Source organism: Escherichia sp. MOD1-EC6842 (genome assembly GCF_002965705.1).
GTDB lineage: Bacteria > Pseudomonadota > Gammaproteobacteria > Enterobacterales > Enterobacteriaceae > Escherichia > Escherichia ruysiae.
The window spans coordinates 424493-448479 of the sequence record NZ_PTRF01000001.1; the positions used below are offsets into that span (position 1 = coordinate 424493).

23 protein-coding genes and 2 tRNA genes are annotated in these 23987 nt (G+C 49.7%); 18 read left to right on the forward strand and 7 right to left on the reverse strand.

Annotated features, from left to right (window positions below; translation table 11 throughout):
* Nucleotides 1–133 precede the first annotated feature (133 nt).
* From ydiJ to ldtE, 10 genes are all read left to right on the forward strand, one after another.
* Nucleotides 134–3190, forward strand: a complete 3057-nt coding sequence (gene ydiJ, locus A7Z29_RS02280; RefSeq protein WP_105289728.1) for a D-2-hydroxyglutarate dehydrogenase YdiJ — start codon at nt 134–136, stop codon at nt 3188–3190.
* The gene (menI, locus tag A7Z29_RS02285) at nt 3187–3597 is read left to right on the forward strand and encodes a 1,4-dihydroxy-2-naphthoyl-CoA hydrolase (protein WP_000637977.1); all 411 of its coding nucleotides are present in this window, start codon (nt 3187–3189) and stop codon (nt 3595–3597) included. The genes ydiJ and menI overlap by 4 nt, the downstream gene beginning before the upstream one ends.
* A gap of 99 nt (nt 3598–3696) precedes the next feature.
* Entirely contained in the window at nt 3697–3885 is a 189-nt protein-coding gene (locus A7Z29_RS02290) for a YdiH family protein (protein ID WP_001296104.1), read from the forward strand.
* A 552-nt stretch (nt 3886–4437) separates the two neighbouring features.
* Nucleotides 4438–4806, forward strand: a complete 369-nt coding sequence (gene sufA, locus A7Z29_RS02295) for a Fe-S cluster assembly scaffold SufA (protein ID WP_000367172.1) — start codon at nt 4438–4440, stop codon at nt 4804–4806.
* An 8-nt stretch (nt 4807–4814) separates the two neighbouring features.
* Nucleotides 4815–6302 (forward strand): Fe-S cluster assembly protein SufB, encoded by a 1488-nt coding sequence (sufB, locus tag A7Z29_RS02300; RefSeq protein WP_024212343.1) that lies wholly within the window; start codon nt 4815–4817, stop codon nt 6300–6302.
* A 9-nt stretch (nt 6303–6311) separates the two neighbouring features.
* Nucleotides 6312–7058 carry a Fe-S cluster assembly ATPase SufC gene (sufC, locus tag A7Z29_RS02305; RefSeq protein ID WP_000948879.1) on the forward strand — a complete coding sequence of 249 codons (747 nt, stop codon included), beginning with the start codon at nt 6312–6314 and terminating at the stop codon, nt 7056–7058.
* The gene (gene sufD / locus A7Z29_RS02310; RefSeq protein WP_000908092.1) at nt 7033–8304 is read left to right on the forward strand and encodes a Fe-S cluster assembly protein SufD; all 1272 of its coding nucleotides are present in this window, start codon (nt 7033–7035) and stop codon (nt 8302–8304) included. The genes sufC and sufD overlap by 26 nt, the downstream gene beginning before the upstream one ends.
* Nucleotides 8301–9521, forward strand: a complete 1221-nt coding sequence (gene sufS, locus A7Z29_RS02315; protein ID WP_105289729.1) for a cysteine desulfurase SufS — start codon at nt 8301–8303, stop codon at nt 9519–9521. Before sufD ends, sufS begins: the two co-directional genes overlap by 4 nt.
* A gap of 12 nt (nt 9522–9533) precedes the next feature.
* Nucleotides 9534–9950, forward strand: a complete 417-nt coding sequence (gene sufE / locus A7Z29_RS02320; RefSeq protein ID WP_000279732.1) for a cysteine desulfuration protein SufE — start codon at nt 9534–9536, stop codon at nt 9948–9950.
* A 148-nt stretch (nt 9951–10098) separates the two neighbouring features.
* Entirely contained in the window at nt 10099–11100 is a 1002-nt protein-coding gene (gene ldtE / locus A7Z29_RS02325; RefSeq protein WP_105289730.1) for a L,D-transpeptidase LdtE, read from the forward strand.
* A gap of 63 nt (nt 11101–11163) precedes the next feature.
* On the opposite strand, the gene lpp is transcribed toward ldtE, so the two are convergent.
* The 3 genes from lpp to ynhH form a co-directional block, all read right to left on the reverse strand.
* A complete protein-coding gene (gene lpp / locus A7Z29_RS02330; protein ID WP_000648420.1) occupies nt 11164–11400 on the reverse strand; it encodes a murein lipoprotein Lpp in 237 nt (78 codons plus the stop codon).
* Nucleotides 11401–11710: 310 nt separating this feature from the next.
* Complete coding sequence (gene pykF, locus A7Z29_RS02335; protein ID WP_010346010.1) at nt 11711–13123, reverse strand: pyruvate kinase PykF; 1413 nt, start codon at nt 13121–13123, stop codon at nt 11711–11713.
* A 7-nt stretch (nt 13124–13130) separates the two neighbouring features.
* Entirely contained in the window at nt 13131–13325 is a 195-nt protein-coding gene (gene ynhH / locus A7Z29_RS23565) for a protein YnhH (protein ID WP_242664678.1), read from the reverse strand.
* Nucleotides 13326–13679: 354 nt separating this feature from the next.
* Here ynhH and fumD point away from each other — a divergent pair, with 354 nt between their 5' ends.
* The 7 genes from fumD to ydhT all read left to right on the forward strand — a co-directional run bounded on the left by fumD (nt 13680) and on the right by ydhT (nt 20088).
* Complete coding sequence (gene fumD / locus A7Z29_RS02340; RefSeq protein WP_000528337.1) at nt 13680–13889, forward strand: fumarate hydratase FumD; 210 nt, start codon at nt 13680–13682, stop codon at nt 13887–13889.
* Nucleotides 13890–14345: 456 nt separating this feature from the next.
* The gene (locus A7Z29_RS02345; protein WP_001070270.1) at nt 14346–14972 is read left to right on the forward strand and encodes a ferredoxin-like protein; all 627 of its coding nucleotides are present in this window, start codon (nt 14346–14348) and stop codon (nt 14970–14972) included.
* 20 nt (nt 14973–14992) lie between these two features.
* On the forward strand, nt 14993–17095 hold the full coding sequence (locus A7Z29_RS02350; protein WP_001273487.1) for an aldehyde ferredoxin oxidoreductase: 2103 nt from the start codon (nt 14993–14995) through the stop codon (nt 17093–17095).
* A 12-nt stretch (nt 17096–17107) separates the two neighbouring features.
* On the forward strand, nt 17108–17758 hold the full coding sequence (locus tag A7Z29_RS02355; RefSeq protein ID WP_123058396.1) for a YdhW family putative oxidoreductase system protein: 651 nt from the start codon (nt 17108–17110) through the stop codon (nt 17756–17758).
* Nucleotides 17759–17821: 63 nt separating this feature from the next.
* Nucleotides 17822–18490, forward strand: coding sequence for a 4Fe-4S dicluster domain-containing protein (locus tag A7Z29_RS02360; RefSeq protein WP_001602609.1), 669 nt, complete (start codon nt 17822–17824; stop codon nt 18488–18490).
* Nucleotides 18487–19272, forward strand: coding sequence for a thiosulfate reductase cytochrome B subunit (gene phsC, locus A7Z29_RS02365; RefSeq protein WP_105289732.1), 786 nt, complete (start codon nt 18487–18489; stop codon nt 19270–19272). The genes A7Z29_RS02360 and phsC overlap by 4 nt, the downstream gene beginning before the upstream one ends.
* Nucleotides 19273–19275: 3 nt before the next feature.
* Complete coding sequence (gene ydhT / locus A7Z29_RS02370; protein WP_105289733.1) at nt 19276–20088, forward strand: protein YdhT; 813 nt, start codon at nt 19276–19278, stop codon at nt 20086–20088.
* On the opposite strand, the gene A7Z29_RS02375 is transcribed toward ydhT, so the two are convergent.
* The 4 genes from A7Z29_RS02375 to A7Z29_RS02390 all read right to left on the reverse strand — a co-directional run bounded on the left by A7Z29_RS02375 (nt 20089) and on the right by A7Z29_RS02390 (nt 22388).
* A complete protein-coding gene (locus A7Z29_RS02375; protein WP_105289734.1) occupies nt 20089–21693 on the reverse strand; it encodes an FAD-NAD(P)-binding protein in 1605 nt (534 codons plus the stop codon).
* 125 nt (nt 21694–21818) lie between these two features.
* The gene (locus A7Z29_RS02380) at nt 21819–22124 is read right to left on the reverse strand and encodes a monooxygenase (RefSeq protein WP_085460685.1); all 306 of its coding nucleotides are present in this window, start codon (nt 22122–22124) and stop codon (nt 21819–21821) included.
* Nucleotides 22125–22230: 106 nt separating this feature from the next.
* A tRNA-Val gene (locus A7Z29_RS02385) sits at nt 22231–22307 on the reverse strand.
* 4 nt (nt 22308–22311) lie between these two features.
* Nucleotides 22312–22388, reverse strand: a tRNA-Val gene (locus tag A7Z29_RS02390).
* Nucleotides 22389–22695: 307 nt separating this feature from the next.
* On the opposite strand from A7Z29_RS02390, the gene A7Z29_RS02395 reads away from it, so the two are divergent.
* Nucleotides 22696–23952, forward strand: a complete 1257-nt coding sequence (locus A7Z29_RS02395) for an AIDA repeat-containing protein (RefSeq protein ID WP_105289735.1) — start codon at nt 22696–22698, stop codon at nt 23950–23952.
* The last annotated feature ends 35 nt before the right edge of the window (nt 23953–23987 follow it).

Genomic DNA, 23987 nt, shown 5'->3' on the forward strand with positions numbered 1-23987 from the left:
TCACTCGCTTGCCGCCTTCCCGCAACTCGAAATCCATAGAGTAAACATACATCACCTTTCAGTGCGCTATTGCAGCAGCCTGAAAGAACTGTGTATCGACCTACATCACAGACCGCAGGAAAGGGTCAATATAATGATTCCACAGATTTCCCAGGCACCCGGCGTCGTTCAACTGGTGCTTAATTTTTTGCAAGAGCTGGAGCAACAGGGTTTTACCGGCGATACGGCGACAAGTTATGCCGATCGTCTGACAATGTCGACCGACAACAGTATTTACCAACTTCTCCCCGACGCAGTGGTATTTCCGCGTTCGACCGCAGATGTGGCATTAATCGCCCGTCTGGCTGCGCAGGAACGCTATTCATCGTTGATCTTCACCCCGCGCGGTGGCGGCACCGGCACTAACGGTCAGGCGCTCAACCAGGGGATTATTGTTGATATGTCCCGTCATATGAACCGCATCATCGAAATTAACCCTGAAGAGGGCTGGGTGCGCGTTGAAGCGGGGGTTATTAAAGATCAGCTTAACCAGTATCTGAAACCGTTCGGCTACTTTTTTGCACCAGAACTTTCGACCAGCAACCGGGCAACGCTCGGCGGGATGATCAATACCGATGCATCCGGTCAGGGATCGCTGGTCTATGGTAAAACGTCAGATCACGTGCTCGGCGTGCGGGCGGTGTTGTTGGGGGGGGATATTCTCGATACGCAACCTTTACCCGTCGAGCTGGCGGAAACGCTGGGCAAAACCAATACAGCTATCGGGCGTATCTATAAAACGGTTTATCAACGCTGCCGTCAGCAACGGCAGTTAATCATCGACAAATTTCCCAAACTTAACCGCTTTCTTACCGGTTACGATCTGCGTCATGTCTTTAACGATGAGATGACCGAGTTCGACCTGACGCGCATTCTGACGGGTTCAGAAGGGACGCTGGCCTTTATTACCGAAGCGCGACTGGATATTACTCGCTTGCCGAAAGTGCGCCGTCTGGTGAACGTCAAATATGACTCTTTTGACTCCGCGCTGCGTAACGCGCCGTTTATGGTTGAGGCGCGCGCGCTTTCAGTTGAGACGGTGGATTCTAAAGTGCTGAACCTTGCGCGGGAAGATATCGTCTGGCATTCCGTCAGTGAGTTGATTACCGATGTGCCCGAGAAAGAGATGCTCGGACTGAACATTGTGGAATTTGCTGGTGATGATGAGGCGCTGATTGACGAGCGGGTAAATGCACTCTGTACGCGGCTGGACGAACTTATCGCTAGTCAGCAAGCAGGTGTCATTGGCTGGCAGGTGTGCCGCGAGCTGGCGGGTGTTGAACGTATCTATGCGATGCGCAAAAAAGCTGTTGGCCTGCTTGGCAATGCTAAAGGCGCCGCTAAGCCAATTCCGTTTGCCGAAGATACCTGCGTGCCGCCAGAACACCTGGCGGATTATATTGCTGAATTTCGCGCGCTGCTCGACAGTCACGGCTTAAGCTACGGTATGTTTGGTCACGTCGATGCGGGGGTTTTGCACGTTCGTCCGGCGCTGGATATGTGCGATCCGCAACAAGAGATGTTGATGAAGCAAATTTCTGATGACGTGGTGGCGCTGACTGCGAAATACGGTGGTTTGTTGTGGGGCGAGCACGGCAAAGGTTTTCGCGCCGAATACAGCCCGGCGTTTTTCGGTGAGGAACTTTTTGCAGAACTGCGCAAAGTGAAAGCGGCATTTGACCCGCATAACCGACTCAACCCAGGAAAGATTTGCCCGCCAGAAGGTCTCGACGCGCCGATGATGAAAGTGGACGCGGTAAAGCGCGGTACATTTGATCGGCAGATCCCCATCGCGGTACGCCAGCAGTGGCGCGGTGCGATGGAGTGTAACGGCAACGGTTTATGCTTCAACTTTGATGCCCGCAGCCCCATGTGCCCGTCGATGAAGATCACCCAGAACCGGATTCATTCACCGAAAGGGCGCGCAACGCTGGTGCGTGAATGGCTACGTTTGCTGGCTGACCGTGGTGTTGATCCTCTAAAACTGGAACAAGAACTGCCGGAATCGCGAGCCAGTTTGCGGACGTTAATTGCCCGCACGCGCAATAGCTGGCACGCAAATAAAGGCGAATATGACTTCTCCCATGAAGTGAAAGAGGCGATGTCAGGCTGTCTGGCCTGTAAAGCCTGTTCGACCCAGTGCCCCATCAAAATTGACGTGCCGGAGTTCCGCTCTCGTTTCCTGCAACTCTATCACACCCGTTATTTACGCCCGCTGCGCGACCATCTTGTGGCGACGGTCGAAAGTTATGCGCCGCTGATGGCGCGAGCGCCGAAGACCTTTAACTTCTTCATTAACCAGCCTCTGGTTCGCAAACTGTCGAAAAAACATATCGGCATGGTCGACTTGCCGCTGCTTTCGGTGCCGTCGCTGCAACAACAAATGGTGGGGCATCGCTCGGCAAACATGACGCTGGAACAGCTTGAAGCTCTCAATGTCGAGCAAAAAGCGCGCACGGTGTTGGTGGTGCAAGACCCCTTCACCAGCTATTACGATGCGCAAGTGGTGGCAGATTTTGTCCGTCTGGTCGAGAAATTAGGTTTCCAGCCGGTACTGTTGCCATTTTCACCAAATGGTAAAGCCCAGCACATCAAAGGATTCCTCAATCGTTTTGCGAAGACGGCGAAAAAGACGGCGGATTTCCTCAACCGTATGGCGAAGCTGGGAATGCCAATGGTGGGTGTCGATCCGGCGCTGGTACTTTGTTATCGCGACGAATACAAACTCACTCTCGGCGAGGAACGCGGCGAGTTTAACGTTCTGCTGGCGAATGAATGGCTGGCAAGCGTACTTGAGTCACAGCCAGTGGCTGCGGTCAGCGGTGAACCGTGGTATTTCTTTGGTCACTGTACCGAAGTCACCGCCTTGCCGGGCGCGCCAGCACAATGGGCCGCGATATTTGCCCGTTTTGGCGCGAAGCTGGAAAATGTCAGTGTGGGTTGCTGCGGTATGGCGGGGACTTACGGACATGAAGCGAAAAATCATAAAAACTCGCTTGGGATCTATGAGTTATCCTGGCATCAGGCGATGCAACGTCTGCCGCGAAATCGCTGTCTGGCGACCGGATATTCCTGCCGTAGTCAGGTAAAACGGGTTGAAGGTACGGGGGTACGCCATCCTGTGCAGGCATTACTGGAGATTATTAAATGATATGGAAACGTAAAATCACCCTGGAAGCACTGAATGCCATGGGTGATGGAAACATGGTGGGATTGCTGGATATTCGCTTTGAACATATTGGTGATGACACTCTGGAAGCGACAATGCCGGTAGATTCGCGGACAAAGCAACCTTTCGGGCTGCTGCATGGCGGTGCGTCCGTGGTGCTGGCCGAAAGTATTGGCTCCGTTGCCGGTTATTTATGTACCGAAGGTGAGCAAAAAGTCGTTGGTTTGGAAATCAATGCTAACCATGTTCGATCAGCGCGAGAAGGGCGAGTTCGCGGCGTTTGCAAGCCGCTGCATCTTGGTTCACGTCATCAGGTCTGGCAGATTGAAATATTCGATGAGAAAGAGCGTTTGTGCTGTTCGTCACGATTGACGACCGCTATTTTGTGACGTTGTCACCAGAAAAGTGTGACGCATATTGCCTTTGGTTATTATCTGCACAGTAAACGGTGGTATACTGTGCAGGTCTTGTCTAAAAGCGAGGATGCTATGTCTACTCAACTTGATCCCACCCAACTGGCCATTGAATTTTTACGCCGTGACCAGAGCAATCTTTCACCTGCCCAATATCTCAAACGTCTGAAACAACTAGAACTTGAATTCGCTGATCTGCTTACTCTCTCTTCTGCTGAATTAAAAGAAGAAATCTACTTTGCCTGGCGTTTGGGCGTGCATTGATTCTGGCTGAACGCAGTTAGTGTGCCCCATCGACCTGGATTAACTCCAGTCCAGGTCTGACGACTTTCTTCTGACTTCTCCCATTTTTACCCGCTTGATTTTGTTCAAAAAGAATACAAATCGCAGGTTGTGTTAAAACGCTGGCTTAGCTTTATGAGATTATTCTTATCGCCCCTTCAAGAGCTAAGCCACTGTGAGTGCCGGAGATAAGCGCCGGATGGGGTAGAAACCCTTAAGCCTGTGTAGCACAGACTTAAGGGTTTTCTTATTTCTGAACGAGCCACTTTTTTACCTATCTCTTAAATAGTCATTTTCAATACAACTTTTTCTTTTCCATCACAGTCTTAAATGCCCTCCGGTAATAATCATTAACTAACAATGAGATACCTAATTCTTAGCGTGCCTGTTAAGCCGCACATCAGGGTCTATGCTTATTAAATGCAGGCAAAAAGCATGTTTTACGGTAAAGCCCCTGCGTTTGCCGGGTTGAACTGATAATCATTATCACTAACATGCTGTTATACGCTGAAAGCGATGAAGTGAGGTAAATCGATGGACATGCATTCAGGAACCTTTAATCCACAGGATTTCGCCTGGCAAGGCTTAACGCTGACACCCGCAGCGGCGGTGCACATCCGCGAGCTGGTGGCAAAGCAGCCAGGTATGGTCGGCGTGCGCTTAGGCGTGAAGCAAACGGGTTGCGCGGGCTTTGGCTATGTACTCGACAGTGTTAGCGAGCCGGACAAAGACGATCTGCTGTTTGAACACGACGGCGCGAAGCTGTATGTCCCGCTACAAGCAATGCCGTTTATTGATGGCACGGAAGTCGATTTCGTTCGCGAAGGACTCAATCAGATATTCAAATTTCACAACCCGAAAGCCCAGAATGAATGTGGCTGTGGCGAAAGCTTCGGGGTATAGGCGGTACTATGTCTCGTAATACTGAAGCAACTGACGATGTCAAAACCTGGACTGGCGGCTCGCTGAATTATAAAGAAGGATTCTTCACCCAGTTAGCCACTGATGAGCTGGCTAAGGGCATAAACGAAGAGGTGGTGCGCGCAATCTCGGCGAAGCGTAATGAACCGGAGTGGATGCTGGCGTTTCGTCTCAACGCCTTTCGCGCATGGCTGGAGATGGAAGAGCCGCACTGGTTGAAGGCGCACTACGATAAGCTGAATTATCAGGATTATAGCTATTACTCCGCGCCTTCATGTGGTAACTGCGATGACACCTGTGTTTCTGAACCGGGCGCGGTGCAACAAACCGGCGCAAACGCTTTTTTAAGTAAAGAGGTTGAAGCGGCATTTGAGCAGTTGGGCGTACCGGTGCGGGAAGGCAAAGAGGTGGCGGTGGATGCCATTTTCGATTCTGTTTCGGTTGCCACCACTTATCGCGAAAAACTGGCGGAGCAGGGGATCATTTTCTGTTCCTTTGGCGAAGCGATTCATGAGCACCCGGAGCTGGTGAAGAAATATCTCGGCACCGTGGTGCCTGGGAATGACAACTTTTTTGCCGCGCTCAATGCAGCGGTGGCTTCCGACGGTACGTTTATTTATGTACCTAAAGGCGTGCGCTGCCCGATGGAACTTTCCACCTATTTTCGCATTAACGCAGAAAAAACCGGGCAGTTTGAGCGCACCATTCTGGTAGCCGACGAAGACAGCTACGTCAGCTACATTGAAGGCTGCTCCGCACCAGTGCGTGATAGCTACCAGCTACACGCGGCGGTGGTGGAAGTCATCATCCATAAAAACGCCGAGGTGAAATATTCCACGGTGCAAAACTGGTTCCCTGGCGATAACAACACCGGCGGTATTCTCAACTTCGTCACCAAGCGTGCTCTGTGCGAAGGCGAAAACAGCAAAATGTCGTGGACGCAATCGGAAACCGGTTCAGCGATTACGTGGAAATACCCAAGCTGCATTTTGCGCGGCGATAACTCCATTGGTGAGTTTTACTCAGTGGCGCTGACCAGCGGTCATCAGCAGGCTGATACCGGCACCAAGATGATCCACATCGGTAAGAACACCAAATCGACCATTATCTCGAAAGGGATCTCTGCCGGACACAGCCAGAACAGCTATCGCGGCCTGGTGAAAATCATGCCGACGGCAACCAATGCGCGCAACTTCACTCAGTGCGACTCAATGCTGATTGGCGCTAATTGCGGGGCGCATACCTTCCCGTATGTCGAATGTCGCAATAACAGCGCACAACTGGAGCACGAGGCAACGACATCGCGTATTGGTGAAGATCAGCTGTTTTACTGCCTGCAACGCGGGATCAGCGAAGAAGACGCCATCTCGATGATTGTTAACGGTTTCTGCAAAGACGTGTTCTCGGAACTGCCGCTGGAATTTGCCGTTGAAGCACAAAAACTCCTCGCCATCAGTCTTGAACACAGCGTCGGATAAGGAATAAACATGTTAAGTATTAAAGATTTACACGTCAGCGTGGAAGATAAAGCTATTCTGCGTGGATTAAGCCTCGACGTTCGTCCTGGCGAAGTTCACGCCATTATGGGGCCAAACGGTTCGGGCAAAAGTACCTTATCGGCAACGCTTGCCGGGCGCGAAGATTATGAAGTGACGGGCGGCACGGTGGAGTTTAAAGGCAAAGATTTGCTTGAACTGTCGCCGGAAGATCGTGCAGGCGAAGGGATCTTTATGGCTTTTCAGTATCCAGTGGAAATCCCTGGCGTCAGTAACCAGTTTTTCCTGCAAACGGCGCTCAATGCGGTGCGTAGTTATCGCGGTCAGGAAACCCTCGACCGCTTCGATTTTCAGGATTTGATGGAAGAGAAAATCGCCCTGTTGAAGATGCCGGAAGATTTATTAACCCGTTCGGTTAACGTTGGTTTTTCCGGTGGCGAGAAAAAGCGCAACGATATTTTGCAAATGGCAGTGCTGGAGCCGGAGTTATGCATTCTTGATGAGTCGGACTCCGGGCTGGATATCGACGCATTAAAAGTGGTTGCCGATGGTGTGAACTCGCTGCGTGATGGCAAGCGTTCATTCATCATCGTGACGCACTACCAACGCATTCTTGACTACATCAAGCCTGATTACGTCCACGTGCTGTATCAGGGGCGAATTGTGAAATCCGGCGATTTCACGTTGGTCAAACAACTGGAGGAGCAGGGTTATGGCTGGCTTAGTGAACAGCAGTAACGTGCTGCAACAGTGGCATCACTTGTTTGAGGCTGAAGGGGCAAAACGCTCCCCGCAAGCGCAGCAGCATTTACAACAATTGCTGCGTACCGGTCTGCCGACCCGTAAACATGAGCACTGGAAATATACGCCGCTGGAAGGGCTGACCAATAGCCAGTTTGTCAGCATTACGGGGGAGATATCCCCACAGCAGCGTGATGCCTTAGCCATAACGTTAGACGCCGTGCGACTGGTGTTTGTCGATGGACGTTACATGCCAGCACTTAGCGATGCAACTGAAGGCAGCGGATATGACGTGAGCATAAACGACGAACGCCAGGGGCTGCCCGATGCTATTCAGCCAGAAGTGTTTCTGCATCTGACGGAAAGCCTGGCGCAAAGCGTTACGCATATTGCGGTGAAGCGCGGTCAACGGCCTGCAAAGCCATTGCTGTTAATGCATATTACCCAGGGCGTGGCAGGTGAAGAGGTGAACACTGCCCATTATCGCCATCATCTGGAACTGGCGGAAGGCGCGGAAGCGACAGTGATTGAACATTTTGTCAGCCTTAATGATGCCCGCCATTTTACCGGCGCGCGCTTCACTATTAACGTCGCAGCGAACGCCCACTTGCAGCATATCAAGCTGGCGTTTGAAAACCCGGTCAGTCACCACTTTGCCCATAACGATTTGCTGCTGGCAGACGATGCCACCGCATCTAGCCACAGTTTTCTGCTTGGTGGCGCAGTGTTACGGCACAACACCAGTACGCAACTTAATGGCGAAAACAGTACGCTGCGGATTAATAGCCTGGCGATGCCGGTGAAAAATGAAGTGTGCGATACCCGCACCTGGCTGGAACACAATAAAGGTTTTTGTAACAGCCGCCAGTTGCACAAAACTATCGTCAGCGACAAAGGGCGCGCGGTATTTAATGGTTTGATTAATGTCGCGCAGTATGCCATCAAGACTGACGGCCAGATGACCAATAATAATCTGCTGATGGGCAAGCTGGCGGAAGTGGATACCAAACCGCAACTGGAAATTTATGCCGATGATGTGAAATGCAGCCACGGCGCAACGGTCGGGCGTATTGATGATGAGCAAATGTTCTATCTGCGTTCTCGCGGGATCAATCAGCAGGATGCCCAGCAGATGATCATCTATGCCTTTGCCGCCGAACTGACGGAAGCCTTGCGCGATGAGGGTCTTAAACAGCAGGTGCTGGCTCGAATCGGCCAACGGCTGCCGGGAGGTGCAAGATGACTTTTTCCGTTGAGAAGGTACGGGCCGATTTTCCGGTGCTCTCGCGTGAGGTGAACGGTTTGCCGCTGGCTTATCTCGACAGCGCCGCCAGTGCGCAGAAACCGAGCCAGGTGATTGACGCCGAGGCTGAGTTTTATCGTCACGGCTACGCGGCGGTGCATCGCGGTATTCATACGTTAAGCGCCCAGGCGACCGAGAAAATGGAGAACGTGCGTAAGCGTGCATCGCTGTTTATCAATGCCCGTTCGGCGGAAGAGCTGGTGTTCGTCCGTGGCACGACGGAAGGGATCAATCTGGTCGCCAATAGCTGGGGCAATAGCAACGTGCGGGCAGGCGATAACATCATCATCAGTCAGATGGAACACCACGCTAACATTGTTCCCTGGCAGATGCTTTGCGCGCGCGTTGGCGCAGAGCTGCGGGTGATCCCGCTTAATCCGGACGGCACGCTGCAACTTGAGACGTTGCCTAATCTGTTTGATGAGAAAACCCGCCTGCTGGCGATTACTCACGTGTCTAATGTGCTGGGGACGGAAAATCCGCTGCCGGAAATGATCGCACTTGCGCACCAGCATGGCGCAAAAGTGCTGGTGGATGGCGCTCAGGCAGTGATGCATCATCCGGTGGATGTGCAGGCGCTGGATTGCGACTTCTACGTTTTTTCCGGGCATAAACTGTATGGCCCCACCGGCATTGGCATTCTTTATGTTAAAGAAGCCTTGTTGCAGGAGATGCCGCCGTGGGAAGGGGGCGGGTCTATGATTGCCACCGTCAGCCTTAGCGAAGGTACTACCTGGACCAAAGCGCCGTGGCGGTTTGAGGCCGGCACGCCCAATACGGGGGGCATTATTGGTCTTGGTGCGGCGCTGGAGTATGTATCAGCTCTGGGGCTTAACAACATTGCTGAGTACGAACAGAATCTGATGCATTACGCGCTGTCACAATTGACAACGGTGCCGGATCTCACTCTGTATGGGCCACCGGACAGACTTGGCGTTATCGCCTTTAATCTCGGTAAACATCATGCCTATGATGTTGGCAGTTTTCTTGATAACTACGGTATCGCTGTGCGTACCGGCCATCACTGCGCGATGCCGTTGATGGCGTTTTATAACGTTCCGGCTATGTGTCGGGCGTCGTTGGCTATGTATAACACCCATGAAGAAGTGGATCGTCTGGTGACAGGATTGCAACGCATTCATCGTCTGCTGGGATAACAGGGAGGCTCTATGGCTGTATTGCCGGATAAAGAAAAATTGCTGCGTAATTTTTTACGCTGCGCCAACTGGGAAGAGAAATATCTCTACATTATTGAACTGGGTCAGCGTCTGCCGGAATTACGCGATGAAGACAGAAACCCGCAAAATAGTATTCAGGGCTGTCAGAGTCAGGTATGGATTGTAATGCGCCAGAATGCGCAGGGAATTATTGAATTGCAGGGCGACAGCGATGCCGCCATTGTGAAAGGGCTTATTGCGGTTGTTTTTATTCTCTATGACCAGATGACGCCGCAGGATATTGTTAATTTTGACGTGCGCCCGTGGTTTGAAAAAATGGCGCTTGCTCAGCATCTCACCCCATCTCGTTCACAAGGTCTGGAAGCGATGATTCGTGCAATCCGCGCTAAAGCCGCTGCACTTAGCTAAACTAAAGGAACAGCTTTCATCTGGATGACTCACATTGCCAGATGGTCGATGTTTACTCTGACCAGCACAGGAGTGTTTCGGCTTCAGGTAAGCAAAAGCACCATCCGACGTCTTAGCGTGAGTCTCCGGCAAATACAGGAGGTTTACAATGAAACGCGCGTCTCTGCTTACACTGACCCTTATCGGCGCGTTTAGCGCCATACACGCTGCCTGGGCGGTAGATTATCCGCTCCCACCAACCGGCAGCCGACTGGTTGGGCAAAATCAAACGTATACGGTGCAAGAGGGGGATAAAAACCTTCAGGCCATTGCCCGACGTTTTGATACTGCGGCAATGTTGATTCTGGAAGCCAATAACACGATCGCCCCGGTGCCAAAACCAGGTACGACGATAACGATTCCTTCACAACTGTTATTACCTGATGCGCCGCGTCAGGGGATTATCGTTAACCTTGCCGAGCTGCGTCTCTATTATTATCCGCCAGGAGAAAATATCGTGCAGGTCTACCCGATAGGCATTGGCTTGCAGGGGCTGGAAACGCCAGTGATGGAAACGCGGGTTGGGCAGAAAATCCCTAACCCTACCTGGACACCGACCGCTGGTATTCGGCAGCGTTCGCTGGAGCGTGGCATAAAATTGCCGCCAGTCGTTCCTGCCGGGCCAAATAACCCACTAGGACGCTACGCAATGCGCCTGGCGCACGGCAATGGCGAATATCTCATTCATGGCACCAGTGCGCCGGACAGCGTCGGTTTGCGCGTCAGTTCGGGCTGTATTCGTATGAACGCACCGGATATTAAAGCCTTGTTCTCCAGCGTGCGGACGGGGACGCCGGTGAAAGTGATCAACGAACCGGTGAAATACTCTGTAGAACCGAACGGAATGCGTTATGTGGAAGTACATCGCCCCCTGTCGGCAGAGGAACAGCAGAACGTTCAGACGATGCCGTACAAACTGCCTGTTGGCTTTACGCAATTCAAAGATAATCAGGCTGTTGATCAGAAGCTGGTGGATAAAGCTTTATATCGTCGGGCGGGATATCCGGTCGCGGTAGGCAATGGAACGGCACATGTCAGCAACTCGCCCGCAGTTGAGTCAGCTCAAAATGGCGAGCCTGAGCAGGGAAATATGTTACGCGCGACGCAATAGCAGTAATTAGCAGGCAAAAAAAATGGCGCACAATGTGCGCCATTTTTCACTTCACAGGTACTATTACTTGCGGTATTTAGTAGCCATGTTGTCCAGACGCTGGTTAGCACGAGCTGCGTCATCTTTAGCAGCCTGAACGTCGGAACGCATTGCGTTCACGTCGTTGCTCAGCTGGTCAACTTTAGCGTTCAGAGTCTGAACGTCAGAAGACAGCTGATCGATTTTAGCGTTGCTGGAGCAACCTGCCAGCAGAGTAGAACCCAGGATTACCGCGCCCAGTACCAGTTTAGTAGCTTTCATTATTAATACCCTCTAGATTGAGTTAATCTCCATGTAGCGTTACAAGTATTACACAAAGTTTTTTATGTTGAGAATATTTTTTTGATGGGAAGGCACTTATTTTTGATCGTTCGCTCAAAGAAACATCGAACGCTGGGTTTTAGATAAAAAAATTGAGAGAAAACAGGATGCTTCCATCGGATTCATCTTAGATAAAGTGAGATTATATAGTGAAATCCGATTTGATTTTTTATTGCTTCTGGTTATCGATTAAATAAAAAAAGCGCCCATCAGGGCGCTTGGATATACAAATTAATTCACAAAAGCAATATTACAGGACGTGAACAGATGCGGTGTTGGTAGTGCCGCTCGGTACAAGTGCACCGGAAACCATTACTACAACGTCACCTTTGTGCGCCAGACCGCTCTGCAGAGCCAGTTCTTTACCCAGGCGGTAGAAATCATCAGTAGAAGTGATCTCTTTAACCAGCTGCGGCACAACGCCTTTGCTCAGCACCAGCTGATGTGCAGTTTTTTCGTTAGTGGTCAGCGCCAGGATGGTTGCATCCGGGAAGTATTTACGCACTGCACGAGCAGATTTACCGCCCTGAGTTGCTACGACGATCAGCGGAGCATCCAGTTTTTCAGCAGTTTCAACCGCACCACGGCAAACAGCTTCGGTAATGCGCAGTTTACGGTTGTCGTTGTTGAACTCGAGACGGCTGTTCATCACGCGGTCGGTACGTTCGCAAATGGTTGCCATGATAGAAACAGCTTCCAGCGGGTATTTACCTTTTGCGGATTCACCAGACAACATTACTGCGTCAGTACCGTCGAGGATGGCGTTCGCAACGTCACCGGCTTCTGCGCGGGTCGGACGTGGGTTTTTGATCATGGAATCCAGCATCTGGGTCGCAGTGATAACGACTTTACGTGCGCGGATACATTTTTCGATCATCATCTTCTGGGCGAAGATAACTTCTTCAACCGGAATTTCTACACCCAGGTCGCCACGTGCAACCATGATGCCGTCAGAAGCTTCGAGGATTTCGTCGAAGTTGTTGAGGCCTTCCTGGTTTTCGATTTTGGAGATGATTTGGATGTTTTCGCCGCCGTGCGCTTTCAGGTGCTCACGGATTTCGATAACGTCAGAACGCTTACGGATAAAGGAAGCAGCAACAAAGTCTACGCCTTGTTCGCAACCAAAGATGAGATCCTGTTTGTCTTTTTCAGCCAGTGCCGGCAGGGCAATAGAAACGCCTGGCAGGTTCACACCTTTGTTTTCGCCCAGGTCACCGTTGTTCAGTACCTTACAGATAACTTTGTTACCTTCAATGGCGGTAACTTCCATACCGATCAGACCATCGTCAACCAGTACGGTGTTGCCGACGGACAGGTCAGAAGTGAAACCTTCATAAGTTACCGCAACCATTTCGCTGTTGCCGATAACAGATTTGTCAGTGGTGAAAGTAAAGGTCTGGCCTGCTTTCAGAGAAACGTCATTACCGCCTTCCAGTTTCATGGTGCGGATTTCCGGACCTTTGGTATCGAGCAGGATAGCGGCAGTTTTACCTGTTTTGCTCATCACGTTGCGCAGGTTCTGAATGCGCTGACCGTGTTCTGCATAGTCACCATGAGAGAAGTTCAGACGCATGACGTTCATGCCCGCGTCCAGCATTTTAGCTAACATCTCTTCAGATTCGGTTTTTGGTCCGATGGTGCAAACAATTTTGGTCTTTTTCATGACAGTCTTAGTCTTTAAGTTGAGAAGGATAGGAGAAACTTGCTTTCTGGGCGCACTGCCGGAAAGCGAATCCGGTATTACGAAAGTGATGGTGCCTCGCTCTAAGGATAGGTGACATCGAAAAAGCGTGCAGAGGAATGTGTGCTTGTGTCTCAGCCCAACGTGAGTGCCTGTTTTTGAGTCGTTGAGTTCTACAGTCCAAAGTGCTGAAACCATTCAAGAGTCAATTGGCGCGCATTATACGCTGAAATTAATCCAAAAGGAAAACAAAAACAGCGTTTCAAAAAATATACAAGTCGCCAGACAATAAATTGTTATCAAAGATTTAACGTTCCTGGGAAAAGATTACGCAAAAACTTCGTTGTTTGCGCAACATCTGGAGGTGAGGTCGCCAGAGTGGGGAGGAGTGTATGTTCATCAGGTGTATAAATACACCATCGCTCAATCGCTACAGTCAAAATAATTTATCGCGTTATTTATATGATTTTATTTGGTTTTTGTTTAATTGATTAGATTGATATATGCTGATAGTTGGCATGATAAATAGGTATAAAGAATGGGAAATCGAACAAAAGATGACGAACTGTACCGCGAGATGTGCAGGGTAGTCGGTAAAGTTGTGCTGGAAATGCGCGATTTGGGACAGGAACCAAAACATATTGTCATCGCTGGCGTATTACGCACGGCTTTAGCCAATAAACGCATTCAACGTAGTGAACTGGAAAAACAGGCGATGGAAACCGTCATTAACGCGCTGGTAAAATGATCGTTCAGGATGAAGTGCAACGCTTCATCCTGATACGTTTCTTTCAATCGCAGTCACAGCTAATTTTCATAAATAGCAACTGATGAAATTATATCAGTTGCGATATGTATTAAAGTGTATAACGATAATATTATTTTTATTTTCTGGAATGAATATCACAAATAATTGTCGCTTAAATGAAATTAATTTCAGATGATAATAAATATCAGTCCACTTTTAATTTTTCACTTTGTGATTTTAATTGATAACGATCAATGTTAAGAGCTCAGAATAATCACATTATTTTTTCTCCTAACCATAAAGGATTAGTTTATCGGCGTTAAATCTTTTCTCATACACTATCGGGTTAGGGAAAATATCTGGTGTTGGGGACAGAGTCAGCAGCGTATTAGTTGAATGCTTAATATCAGGCTGCTGAATTGTCAGCACTGTGTTTGCGAAGAGGATGCGAAATAAATGAACCCGGTTGGACGTCCACTATTAGATATTGGCTTAACGCGATTAGAATTCTTGCGTATATCAGGAAAAGGCCTTGCTGGTTTAACAATTGCCCCTGCGTTACTGTCACTTTTGGGTTGCAAACAGGAAGATATTGATAGCGGCACGGTTGGGTTGATAAATACCCCAAAAGGGGTGCTGGTGACTCAGCGAGCGAGATGCACAGGCTGTCATCGCTGTGAAATCTCTTGTACTAACTTCAATGATGGCTCAGTGGGCACTTTTTTCTCCCGCATCAAAATTCATCGCAATTATTTCTTTGGCGACAATGGAATAGGGTCAGGCGGTGGCCTGTATGGCGATCTGAACTATACCGCTGACACCTGTCGTCAATGCAAAGATCCGCAATGCATGAACGTTTGCCCGATTGGCGCGATTACCTGGCAGCAGGAAGAAGGCTGTATTGTCGTCGATCATAAACGTTGTATTGGTTGTAGCGCCTGTACTACAGCATGTCCGTGGATGATGGCTACCGTAAATACCGAAAGTAAAAAATCCTCGAAATGTGTGCTATGCGGTGAATGCGCAAATGCCTGCCCAACAGGGGCGTTAAAAATTATCGAGTGGAAAGATATTACTGTGTGAATCTTGCAAAGGAAAAAATCATGGCTAACGGTTGGACAGGTAATATATTAAGAGTCAATCTCACGACAGGAAATATTACCCTCGAAGATTCCAGTAAGTTTAAAAGTTTTGTCGGTGGCATGGGCTTCGGCTACAAAATTATGTATGACGAAGTGCCGGCTGGCACTAAACCTTTCGATGAAGCGAATAAATTAGTCTTCGCTACAGGGCCATTAACTGGCTCTGGTGCACCCTGTAGTTCTCGCGTAAATATCACCTCACTTTCCACTTTTACCAAAGGAAATTTAGTCGTCGATGCCCATATGGGCGGCTTTTTTGCCGCGCAAATGAAATTCGCTGGATACGACGTCATTATTATCGAAGGGAAAGCGAAATCACCGGTTTGGCTGAATATTAAAGATGACAAAGTTACCCTTGAAAAAGCAGATTTCCTATGGGGTAAAGGGACGCGAGCCACGACGGAAGAAATTTGTCGTTTGACCAGCCCGGAAACCTGTGTGGCAGCTATTGGTCAGGCTGGTGAAAACCTTGTGCCGCTCTCTGGCATGTTGAATAGCCGTAATCACAGCGGTGGCGCGGGAACTGGCGCAATAATGGGGTCGAAAAACCTCAAGGCGATCGCAGTTGAAGGGACTAAGGGGGTCAACATTGCCGATCGTCAGGAAATGAAACGTCTCAATGACTACATGATGACCGAACTTATCGGGGCTAATAACAACCATGTGGTGCCAAGTACACCGCAATCGTGGGCGGAGTACTCCGATCCCAAGTCTCGCTGGACGGCGCGTAAAGGTTTGTTCTGGGGAGCGGCGGAAGGCGGCCCGATTGAAACAGGAGAGATCCCGCCGGGAAATCAGAACACGGTCGGTTTTCGCACCTATAAATCCGTTTTTGACTTAGGTCCGGCGGCAGAGAAATACACGGTAAAAATGAGCGGCTGCCACTCTTGCCCAATTCGTTGTATGACCCAGATGAACATTCCTCGGGTCAAAGAGTTCGGCGTGCCCAGCACCGGCGGTAACACTTGTGTAGCAAACTTTGTCCATACCACCATCTTCCCGAACGGGCCGAAAGATTTTGAAGATAAAGACGATGGTCGTGTCATTGGTAATCTGGTTGGTCTGAATCTGTTTGATGACTATGGTCTGTGGTGTAACTACGGGCAGCTACATCGAGATTTTTCGTATTGCTACAGCAAAGGCGTGTTCAAACGCGTTCTGCCTGCTGAAGAGTATGCGGAAATTCGCTGGGATCAGCTGGAAGCGGGTGACGTTAACTTCATCAAAGATTTTTACTACCGTCTGGCGCATCGCGTGGGTGAGTTGAGCCACCTGGCTGATGGCTCATATGCCATTGCGGAACGCTGGAATTTGGGCGAAGAGTATTGGGGTTACGCGAAAAATAAACTCTGGTCACCATTTGGCTATCCGGTTCACCATGCTAATGAAGCCTCGGCGCAAGTTGGTTCCATTGTTAACTGCATGTTCAACCGCGATTGCATGACGCACACCCACATTAACTTTATTGGTTCCGGTCTGCCGTTGAAATTGCAGCGTGAAGTGGCGAAAGAGCTTTTTGGCTCTGAAGATGCTTACGACGAAACCAAAAACTACACGCCGATCAATGACGCAAAAATTAAATATGCCAAATGGTCACTGTTGCGGGTCTGTTTGCATAACGCCGTCACCCTGTGCAACTGGGTCTGGCCAATGACCGTTTCGCCGCTGAAGAGCCGTAATTACCGTGGTGACCTTGCTTTAGAAGCCAAATTCTTCAAAGCGATCACCGGTGAAGAGATGACCCAGGAAAAATTAGATTTAGCCGCTGAACGTATCTTTACACTGCATCGTGCTTACACGGTAAAACTGATGCAAACCAAAGATATGCGTAATGAGCACGATCTTATTTGCTCCTGGGTATTCGACAAGGATCCGCAGATCCCGGTCTTTACCGAAGGAACTGACAAAATGGATCGCGACGATATGTACGCGTCTCTCACGATGTTCTACAAGGAAATGGGCTGGGATCCACAACTCGGTTGTCCGACACGTGAAACGTTGCAGCGTCTGGGGTTGGAAGATATTGCCACCGATCTGGCTGCACACAATCTGCTTCCGGCGTAAGGAATAGGTGAGATGAGCCATCAGGATGAGCTGCCTCTACCCGGCATCAGCGAAGTTGATGAGGCGAAGCGGCAATGGTTGCAGGGGATGCGTCACCCCGTTGATACGGTAAGTGAAGACATCACAGAACAAGAACCTGCTGAAATCCTGGCAGAGTTCATTCGCCAGCATTCTGCGGCTGGGCAGCTGGTGGCGCGCGCCGTGTTTCTCTCGCCGCCCTATTCGGTTGCAGAAGAGGAACTGTCAGTTTTGCTGGAAAACATTAAGCAGAACGGAGACTACGCGGATATCGCGTGTATGACGGGAAGCCAGGATGATTACTATTACTCAACGCAGGCCATGAGTGAAAACTACGCGGCGATGTCTTTGCAAGTTGTGGAGCAGGACATTTGTCGCGCCATTGCACACGCCGTTCGTTTTGAGTGCCAGACGTATCCTCGTCCTTACAAAGTCGCCATGCTGATGCAAGCGCCATATTACTTCCAGGAAGCGCAGATCGAAGCCGCGATCGCCGCGATGGATATTGCACCTGAATATGCTGATATACGGCAGGTGGAGTCATCGACGGCGGTGTTGTACTTGTTTAGCGAGCGATTTATGACCTATGGCAAGGCGTATGGCTTATGCGAATGGTTCGAGGTAGAGCAGTTTCAGAACCCCTGAAATTTCAGGGAGATGTCATGGATAGGGTGGACAGTTGCAGCCACTGCATTAGGGGATAATCAGATGTCCTTCACTCGACGCAAATTTGTTCTGGGGATGGGAACAGTAATCTTTTTTACTGGTTCTGCGTCTTCTCTGTTAGCGAACACGAGGCAAGAAAAGGAAGTTCGGTATGCCATGATTCATGACGAGTCACGGTGCAATGGCTGTAATATTTGCGCCCGCGCATGCCGTAAAACTAACCACGTCCCCGCTCAGGGAAGCCGTTTATCGATAGCACATATTCCAGTCACCGATAACGACAACGAAACGCAGTATCACTTTTTTCGCCAGTCATGTCAGCACTGCGAAGATGCTCCGTGCATCGACGTTTGCCCGACGGGGGCATCGTGGCGTGATGAGCAGGGGATCGTGCGGGTAGAAAAATCGCAGTGCATTGGCTGCAGTTATTGCATTGGCGCTTGTCCGTACCAGGTTCGCTACCTTAACCCTGTCACTAAAGTGGCAGATAAATGTGATTTCTGCGCTGAGTCCCGACTGGCAAAAGGCTTTCCGCCCATTTGCGTCAGCGCCTGCCCGGAGCACGCATTGATCTTTGGTCGCGAAGATAGTCCAGAAATTCAGGCGTGGTTGCAGGAAAATAAATACTATCAATATCAGCTACCAGGTGCCGGGAAACCGCATCTGTATCGCCGGTTCGGTCAACATTTGATTAAAAAGGAAAATGTATGAACCCGTCGCAACATGCTGAACAGTTTCAGAGCCAGTTGACGAACTATGTGCCACAGTTCACTCCGGAATTTTGGCCCGTGTGGTTGATCATTGCCGGAGTATTGCTGGTTGGGATGTGGTTGGTGCTGGGGCTGCATGCCTTGCTTCGTGCTCGTGGCGTGAAGAAATCAGTCACTGATTATGGTGAGAAGATTTATCTTTACAGCAAAGCGGTCAGATTATGGCACTGGTCGAATGCGTTACTCTTTGTATTGTTGCTGGCAAGTGGGCTGATAAATCACTTTGCGCTGGTGGGCGCAACTGCGGTTAAAAGTCTGGTTGCGGTGCATGAAGTTTGCGGATTTTTGTTACTCGCATGCTGGCTCGGCTTTGTTCTGATCAATGCCGTTGGGGGTAATGGTCACCACTATCGCATTCGTCGTCAGGGTTGGCTGGAGCGAGCGGCAAAACAAACGCGATTTTATTTGTTTGGTATTATGCAGGGGGAAGAACATCCTTTCCCGGCAACAACACAGTCTAAATTTAATCCCTTACAGCAGGTCGCCTATGTTGGTGTCATGTATGGATTGCTGCCGTTGTTACTATTGACGGGGCTGCTGTGTCTCTATCCGCAAGCCGTGGGAGATGTGTTTCCTGGCGTAAGATACTGGTTATTGCAGGCGCATTTTGCTCTGGCATTTATAAGCCTCTTTTTTATCTTCGGTCATCTTTATCTTTGCACCACGGGGCGTACTCCGCACGAAACCTTTAAATGTATGATCGATGGCTATCACCGACATTAACGTATGATCATTACGCGAGAGAACCTGCGAGAGTGGCGTGTAGGAGCGGTCATATACCGCTGGTTTTTGCGCCATTTTCCGCAGGACGGCAGCTATGCCGATGTTCACCATGCGCTGATCGACGAAGGGTATACGGATTGGGCAGATAGTCTGGTTGAGTATGCATGGAACAAATGGCTGACAGACGAAAACTTTGCCCGCCAGGAAGTTTTTTCTATGCAAAAACTGGTCACAGAACCAGAGGAACCGACATTTTGCCGCCAGTTCTCCAGTGCCGAGGATAACGCACGCGTCGGGTGTTGCGACGATAACGCCAGAATAGTTACAGCAGGTTATGCGGCGCAAATTGCCAGCACGGGCTACAGCGTACGGATGGCTAGTGTGGGTTTTAACAGCCATATTGGCAGCTCAGGCGAGCGTGCCCGCGTGGCAGTGGCGGGTAACTCGACTCGAATCAGCAGTGCCGGAGATGGTAGTCGTATTGCAAATGCCGGGATGAGAGTACGCGTCTGTACTCCAGGTGAAAGGTGTCATGTCGCCAGTAATGGCGATCTGGTACAAATTGCCAGCTTTGGCGCAAACGCGAAAATTGCTAACAGCGGTGATAATGTTCACATCATTGCCAGCGGTGCTAACTCAACAGTAGTCAGTACGGGCGTGGTTGACTCGATTGTCCTCGGGCCTGGTGGCAGCGCCGCACTGGCATATCATGATGGCGAAAGAGTGCGCTTCGCCGTCGCCATTGAAGGTGAAAACAATATCCGTGCCGGAGTCCGCTATCGTCTCAATGCACAGCATCAGTTTGTTGAGTGCTGATTAATCAACCGAAAGACGCCGACGTGCACGGGATGCAGGTTTTACAATGGCCTGCGCCATAGCCTCGCCAATTTCTGCACAAGCCGTAAGTCCCTGGACGAAAGGCCGGTTGTGCATCAGCCAGGGTAAAGCACCGAACGCCACGCGACCACGAACTTCTTCAGGTTGCTGTAGCGTATAATCTTCACCAACATCAGGGATTTCCTCGCCTGTTTTCTGCAATTGTTCGCGTAGCCCAGGGAAAGGAATCTCTTTCACTTTGAGTGGACGTTGACCTCGGGCATCAATAAAAACATCAAACGAGTAGCTGTTATCCGCTGTTTTCAGAATTGTGCGCGTTTCGTTGTTTTCCATCTTGTAGTCCTCACCGAGGGCGAGAATATGAATGATCCCCGCTTCGCGTAAGGCCAGTAATCGTCTTATAGATTCTGAAGGGATTGCCGCATAATTATCGATAAAGACTCTGGCAAGACCTTTACTGAATCGCTTATGGTCGTGTTCATTCAGATGCGGCACAATTTCCTGTACAGCTTCATGCAAACGCAGAATGACATAACGCCAGGGGACGGTATGTTTTTGCCGTTTATGTTGCTCGACTTCGGCTAAGTTTTCTTCCGCCCAGCCAAAAGGGTCATGCTGTTTACGCTCGGCAAACCAGGTTTGCGCAAAGGTATCGACATTGAGGCGCTCTAACGCTATGCGTTGGCTCCAGTCTGGATCGGCAGAATTAATTTCTTGCTGTATCAATTTGAATACCCGATCCAACAGGCCTTCTGCACCTTTTTCTATTTCTGTATTTAAGGCCTGTTCTGTGACGATGCGTAACGGTTCGTAGGGGATGGGGCAATAGAAATCGGCTTCCGGTAAAATGCCCGTGCGCGACATCAACGTAATGTGCAGATTTTCACTGTTGCTATCACGTTGAAAGATAACTCGTTGTTTATCTTCTTCAATAAACGAACCATGCTGAATAGCCACTGCCATTGCCGCATCCAGTCCGCTCAAGGATGTTCCCATAATGCCCACGTTACAGGCATCGATCTTTGCTTCCATCAGACCCGACCACGGGCTGGGAAAATACGTTCGGGTTGCTTCTTCTTCATCAGGCCAGACGTGACCGGTGGCTATTACCGCTAAATCAAACGTCTCTGTGTGTAAATCCTGATTTGTAGCGAGCATGACGCCAGCGTCTGTAATTTGCAGATCGGTAACCTGGCATGATTCATAAATAGCCACTTCAAATTTTTGCTGTCGCGCCTGATCTACTAATCGTAAAAATCGATCGCGGAAATATTCTCCCAGCAAAATACGCGGTAAAAACTGACGATCGTGCAAGGTTTCTTTTTTAACGCCGTAACGTTGTAGATGGCTGGCATCTTGCTTTTGTAGCCATTCGAGATACGTACAATAAATCGGCGGTATTTCAATGCTGGCAATATTTGCCAGCATTAATTTAGAGTTTTCTTCGTCGTTGTACGGCATTCCGACACCGGCCTCGTCAGCCTGTTCGAAGATGGAAATAGAAAGCGGCGTTGGTTGCTGTAAAAGCGAGAAGAGAGTGTAGATCCCTGTTGGTCCGGCACCCACAATGGCAATTTTTTTCATTGTTACTTACCTGAATGTATTCTTTTGAATTTAGTGTTATCAGATAAGTTTGGTTGATATTTTTAGAATTTGGGAAATTTCAGACAGAGATGAAAAGGGCGCTAACCGCCCTTCATGGAGACTTGTCAGGCGAGTTTTGCTTGATTGATTTGACTCAGTGGCTCATTGACATCGAAAACTTTGGCGATAACTTCTGCAACGCCGAGGTTCTTCAGACGGGCAGTATGTTTATCCAGATAGGCAAGGGCGCTTTTTTCATCAGTGAAAAGGTAGATCCCACCGGCTTCGCGGTTCTTTTCACTTTCCGTCCATACCTTCCACAGAAAACCAGGTTCCTGATTAATCGACTCGGCAAGCGGTTTAAGCTGCTCAGCCATTGCGTCGCCAAATGGGCCATTAAAAGCAAAATGAAGTTGTAACAAAGTTGCCATAGCGATTCTCCTTCTGATAATGCATACGAAGACAGTGTAAATCTTTTAACGTATTGGATACAGAGAAGAAACAGAGGGAAAAGGGAGAAGACCAGATTAAGAAATCTGGTGCGTCCGAGTGGACTCGAACCACCGACCCCCACCATGTCAAGGTGGTGCTCTAACCAACTGAGCTACGGACGCAGGATGGTGCGTTCAATTGGACTCGAACCAACGACCCCCACCATGTCAAGGTGGTGCTCTAACCAACTGAGCTATGAACGCAACGTTGTAGGTGACAACGGGGACGAATATTAGCGGCAGAGTGGGAAGGTGGCAAGAGGCAAAACGTAATTTTCTGCGGTATTTCGACCGTTTGCAGAGCTTTTAAGCAAATTGGCTATATTTTGTTGATTTGCAAGGGCGATTTTTATTCAGGATCGCATTTACATCTGACACAACCCACTATCTCGCGCATCAGGATATAAACCGAGTCGTTTGCCAGCAAATCAATTCTATCGTGGATAAATCCTCCGTAGCCTTTACACTTAGGTAGCGATAAGGGCACACAGATGCAGCAAAGGAATAAATCATGGGATCTGATGCAAAAAACTTGATGAGCGACGGGAAAGTGCAAATTGTTAAGACCGGCGAGGTCATTGGCGCGACTCAACTTACTGACGGTGAGTTGCTCGTTGAGACAGGCGGAAGAGCAGAAAACACCGTAGTGACAGATGCGGGTTGGCTGAAAGTGGAAACGGGTGGGATCGCCAAAGGCACACAATATGGCAACAATGGCACGCTATCGGTCAGTGACGGTGCAATTGCCACAGATATTGTTCAATCTGACGGTGGAGCAATTAGCCTCTCAACGCTCGCTACTGTTAATGGTCGCCATCCCGAAGGTGAATTTAGCGTTGATAAGGGCTATGCCTGCGGTTTGTTGCTGGAGAATGGCGGAAATTTGCGCGTACTGGAAGGTCATCGGGCAGAAAAAATTATTCTCGATCAGGCTGGTGGTTTATTGGTCAACGGGACGGCTTCATCAGCAATAGTGGATGATGGCGGTGAATTGTTGGTGTATCCGGGGGGGGAAGCCGGCAATTGTGAGATTAATCAGGGCGGTGTCTTTATGCTGGCGGGGAAAGCCAGTGATACGTTGCTTGCTGGTGGCACCATGAATAATCTCGGTGGTGAAGACGATAATACCATTGTTGAAAATGGAGCCATTTACCGTCTGGGGACGGATGGCCTTCAGCTTTATAGTTCCGGTAAGACGCAAAACCTGGCCGTTAATGCTGGTGGTCGGGCTGAAGTGCATGCTGGTACGCTGGAAAACGCGGTCATACAAGGTGGGACGGTGATCCTGATGTCACCCACCAGCGCGGACGAAAATTTTGTTGTAGAAGAAGATCGAGCACCGGTTGAACTGACCGGGAGTGTTGCCGTTCTGGACGGTGCTTCAATGATTATTGGCTATGGTGCAGATCTGCAACAATCAACGGTTACGGTACAGCAGGGTGGCGTGTTGATTCTCGATGGCAGTACGGTAAAAGGTGACAACGTCACTTTAAATGTTGGCAACGTCAATCTCGATGGCGGAAAAGTGTGGCTGATCACTTCTGCGGCAACACATGTGCAACTGAAAGTGAAACGCCTGCACGGAGAGGGAACGATTTGCCTGCAAACCAGCGCGAAAGAAATTTCACCTGACTTCATCAATGTGAAAGGGGAAGTTAGTGGCAATATCCTCGTTGAGATAACGGATGCCAGTCGGCAACCAATTTGCAGTGCGCTTAAACTGCAACCTGACGAAGACAGGATTGGCGCAACGCTCCAGCCCGAATAAAAACGAAGGCGCAATCTGTGAAGGTTGCGCCTTGT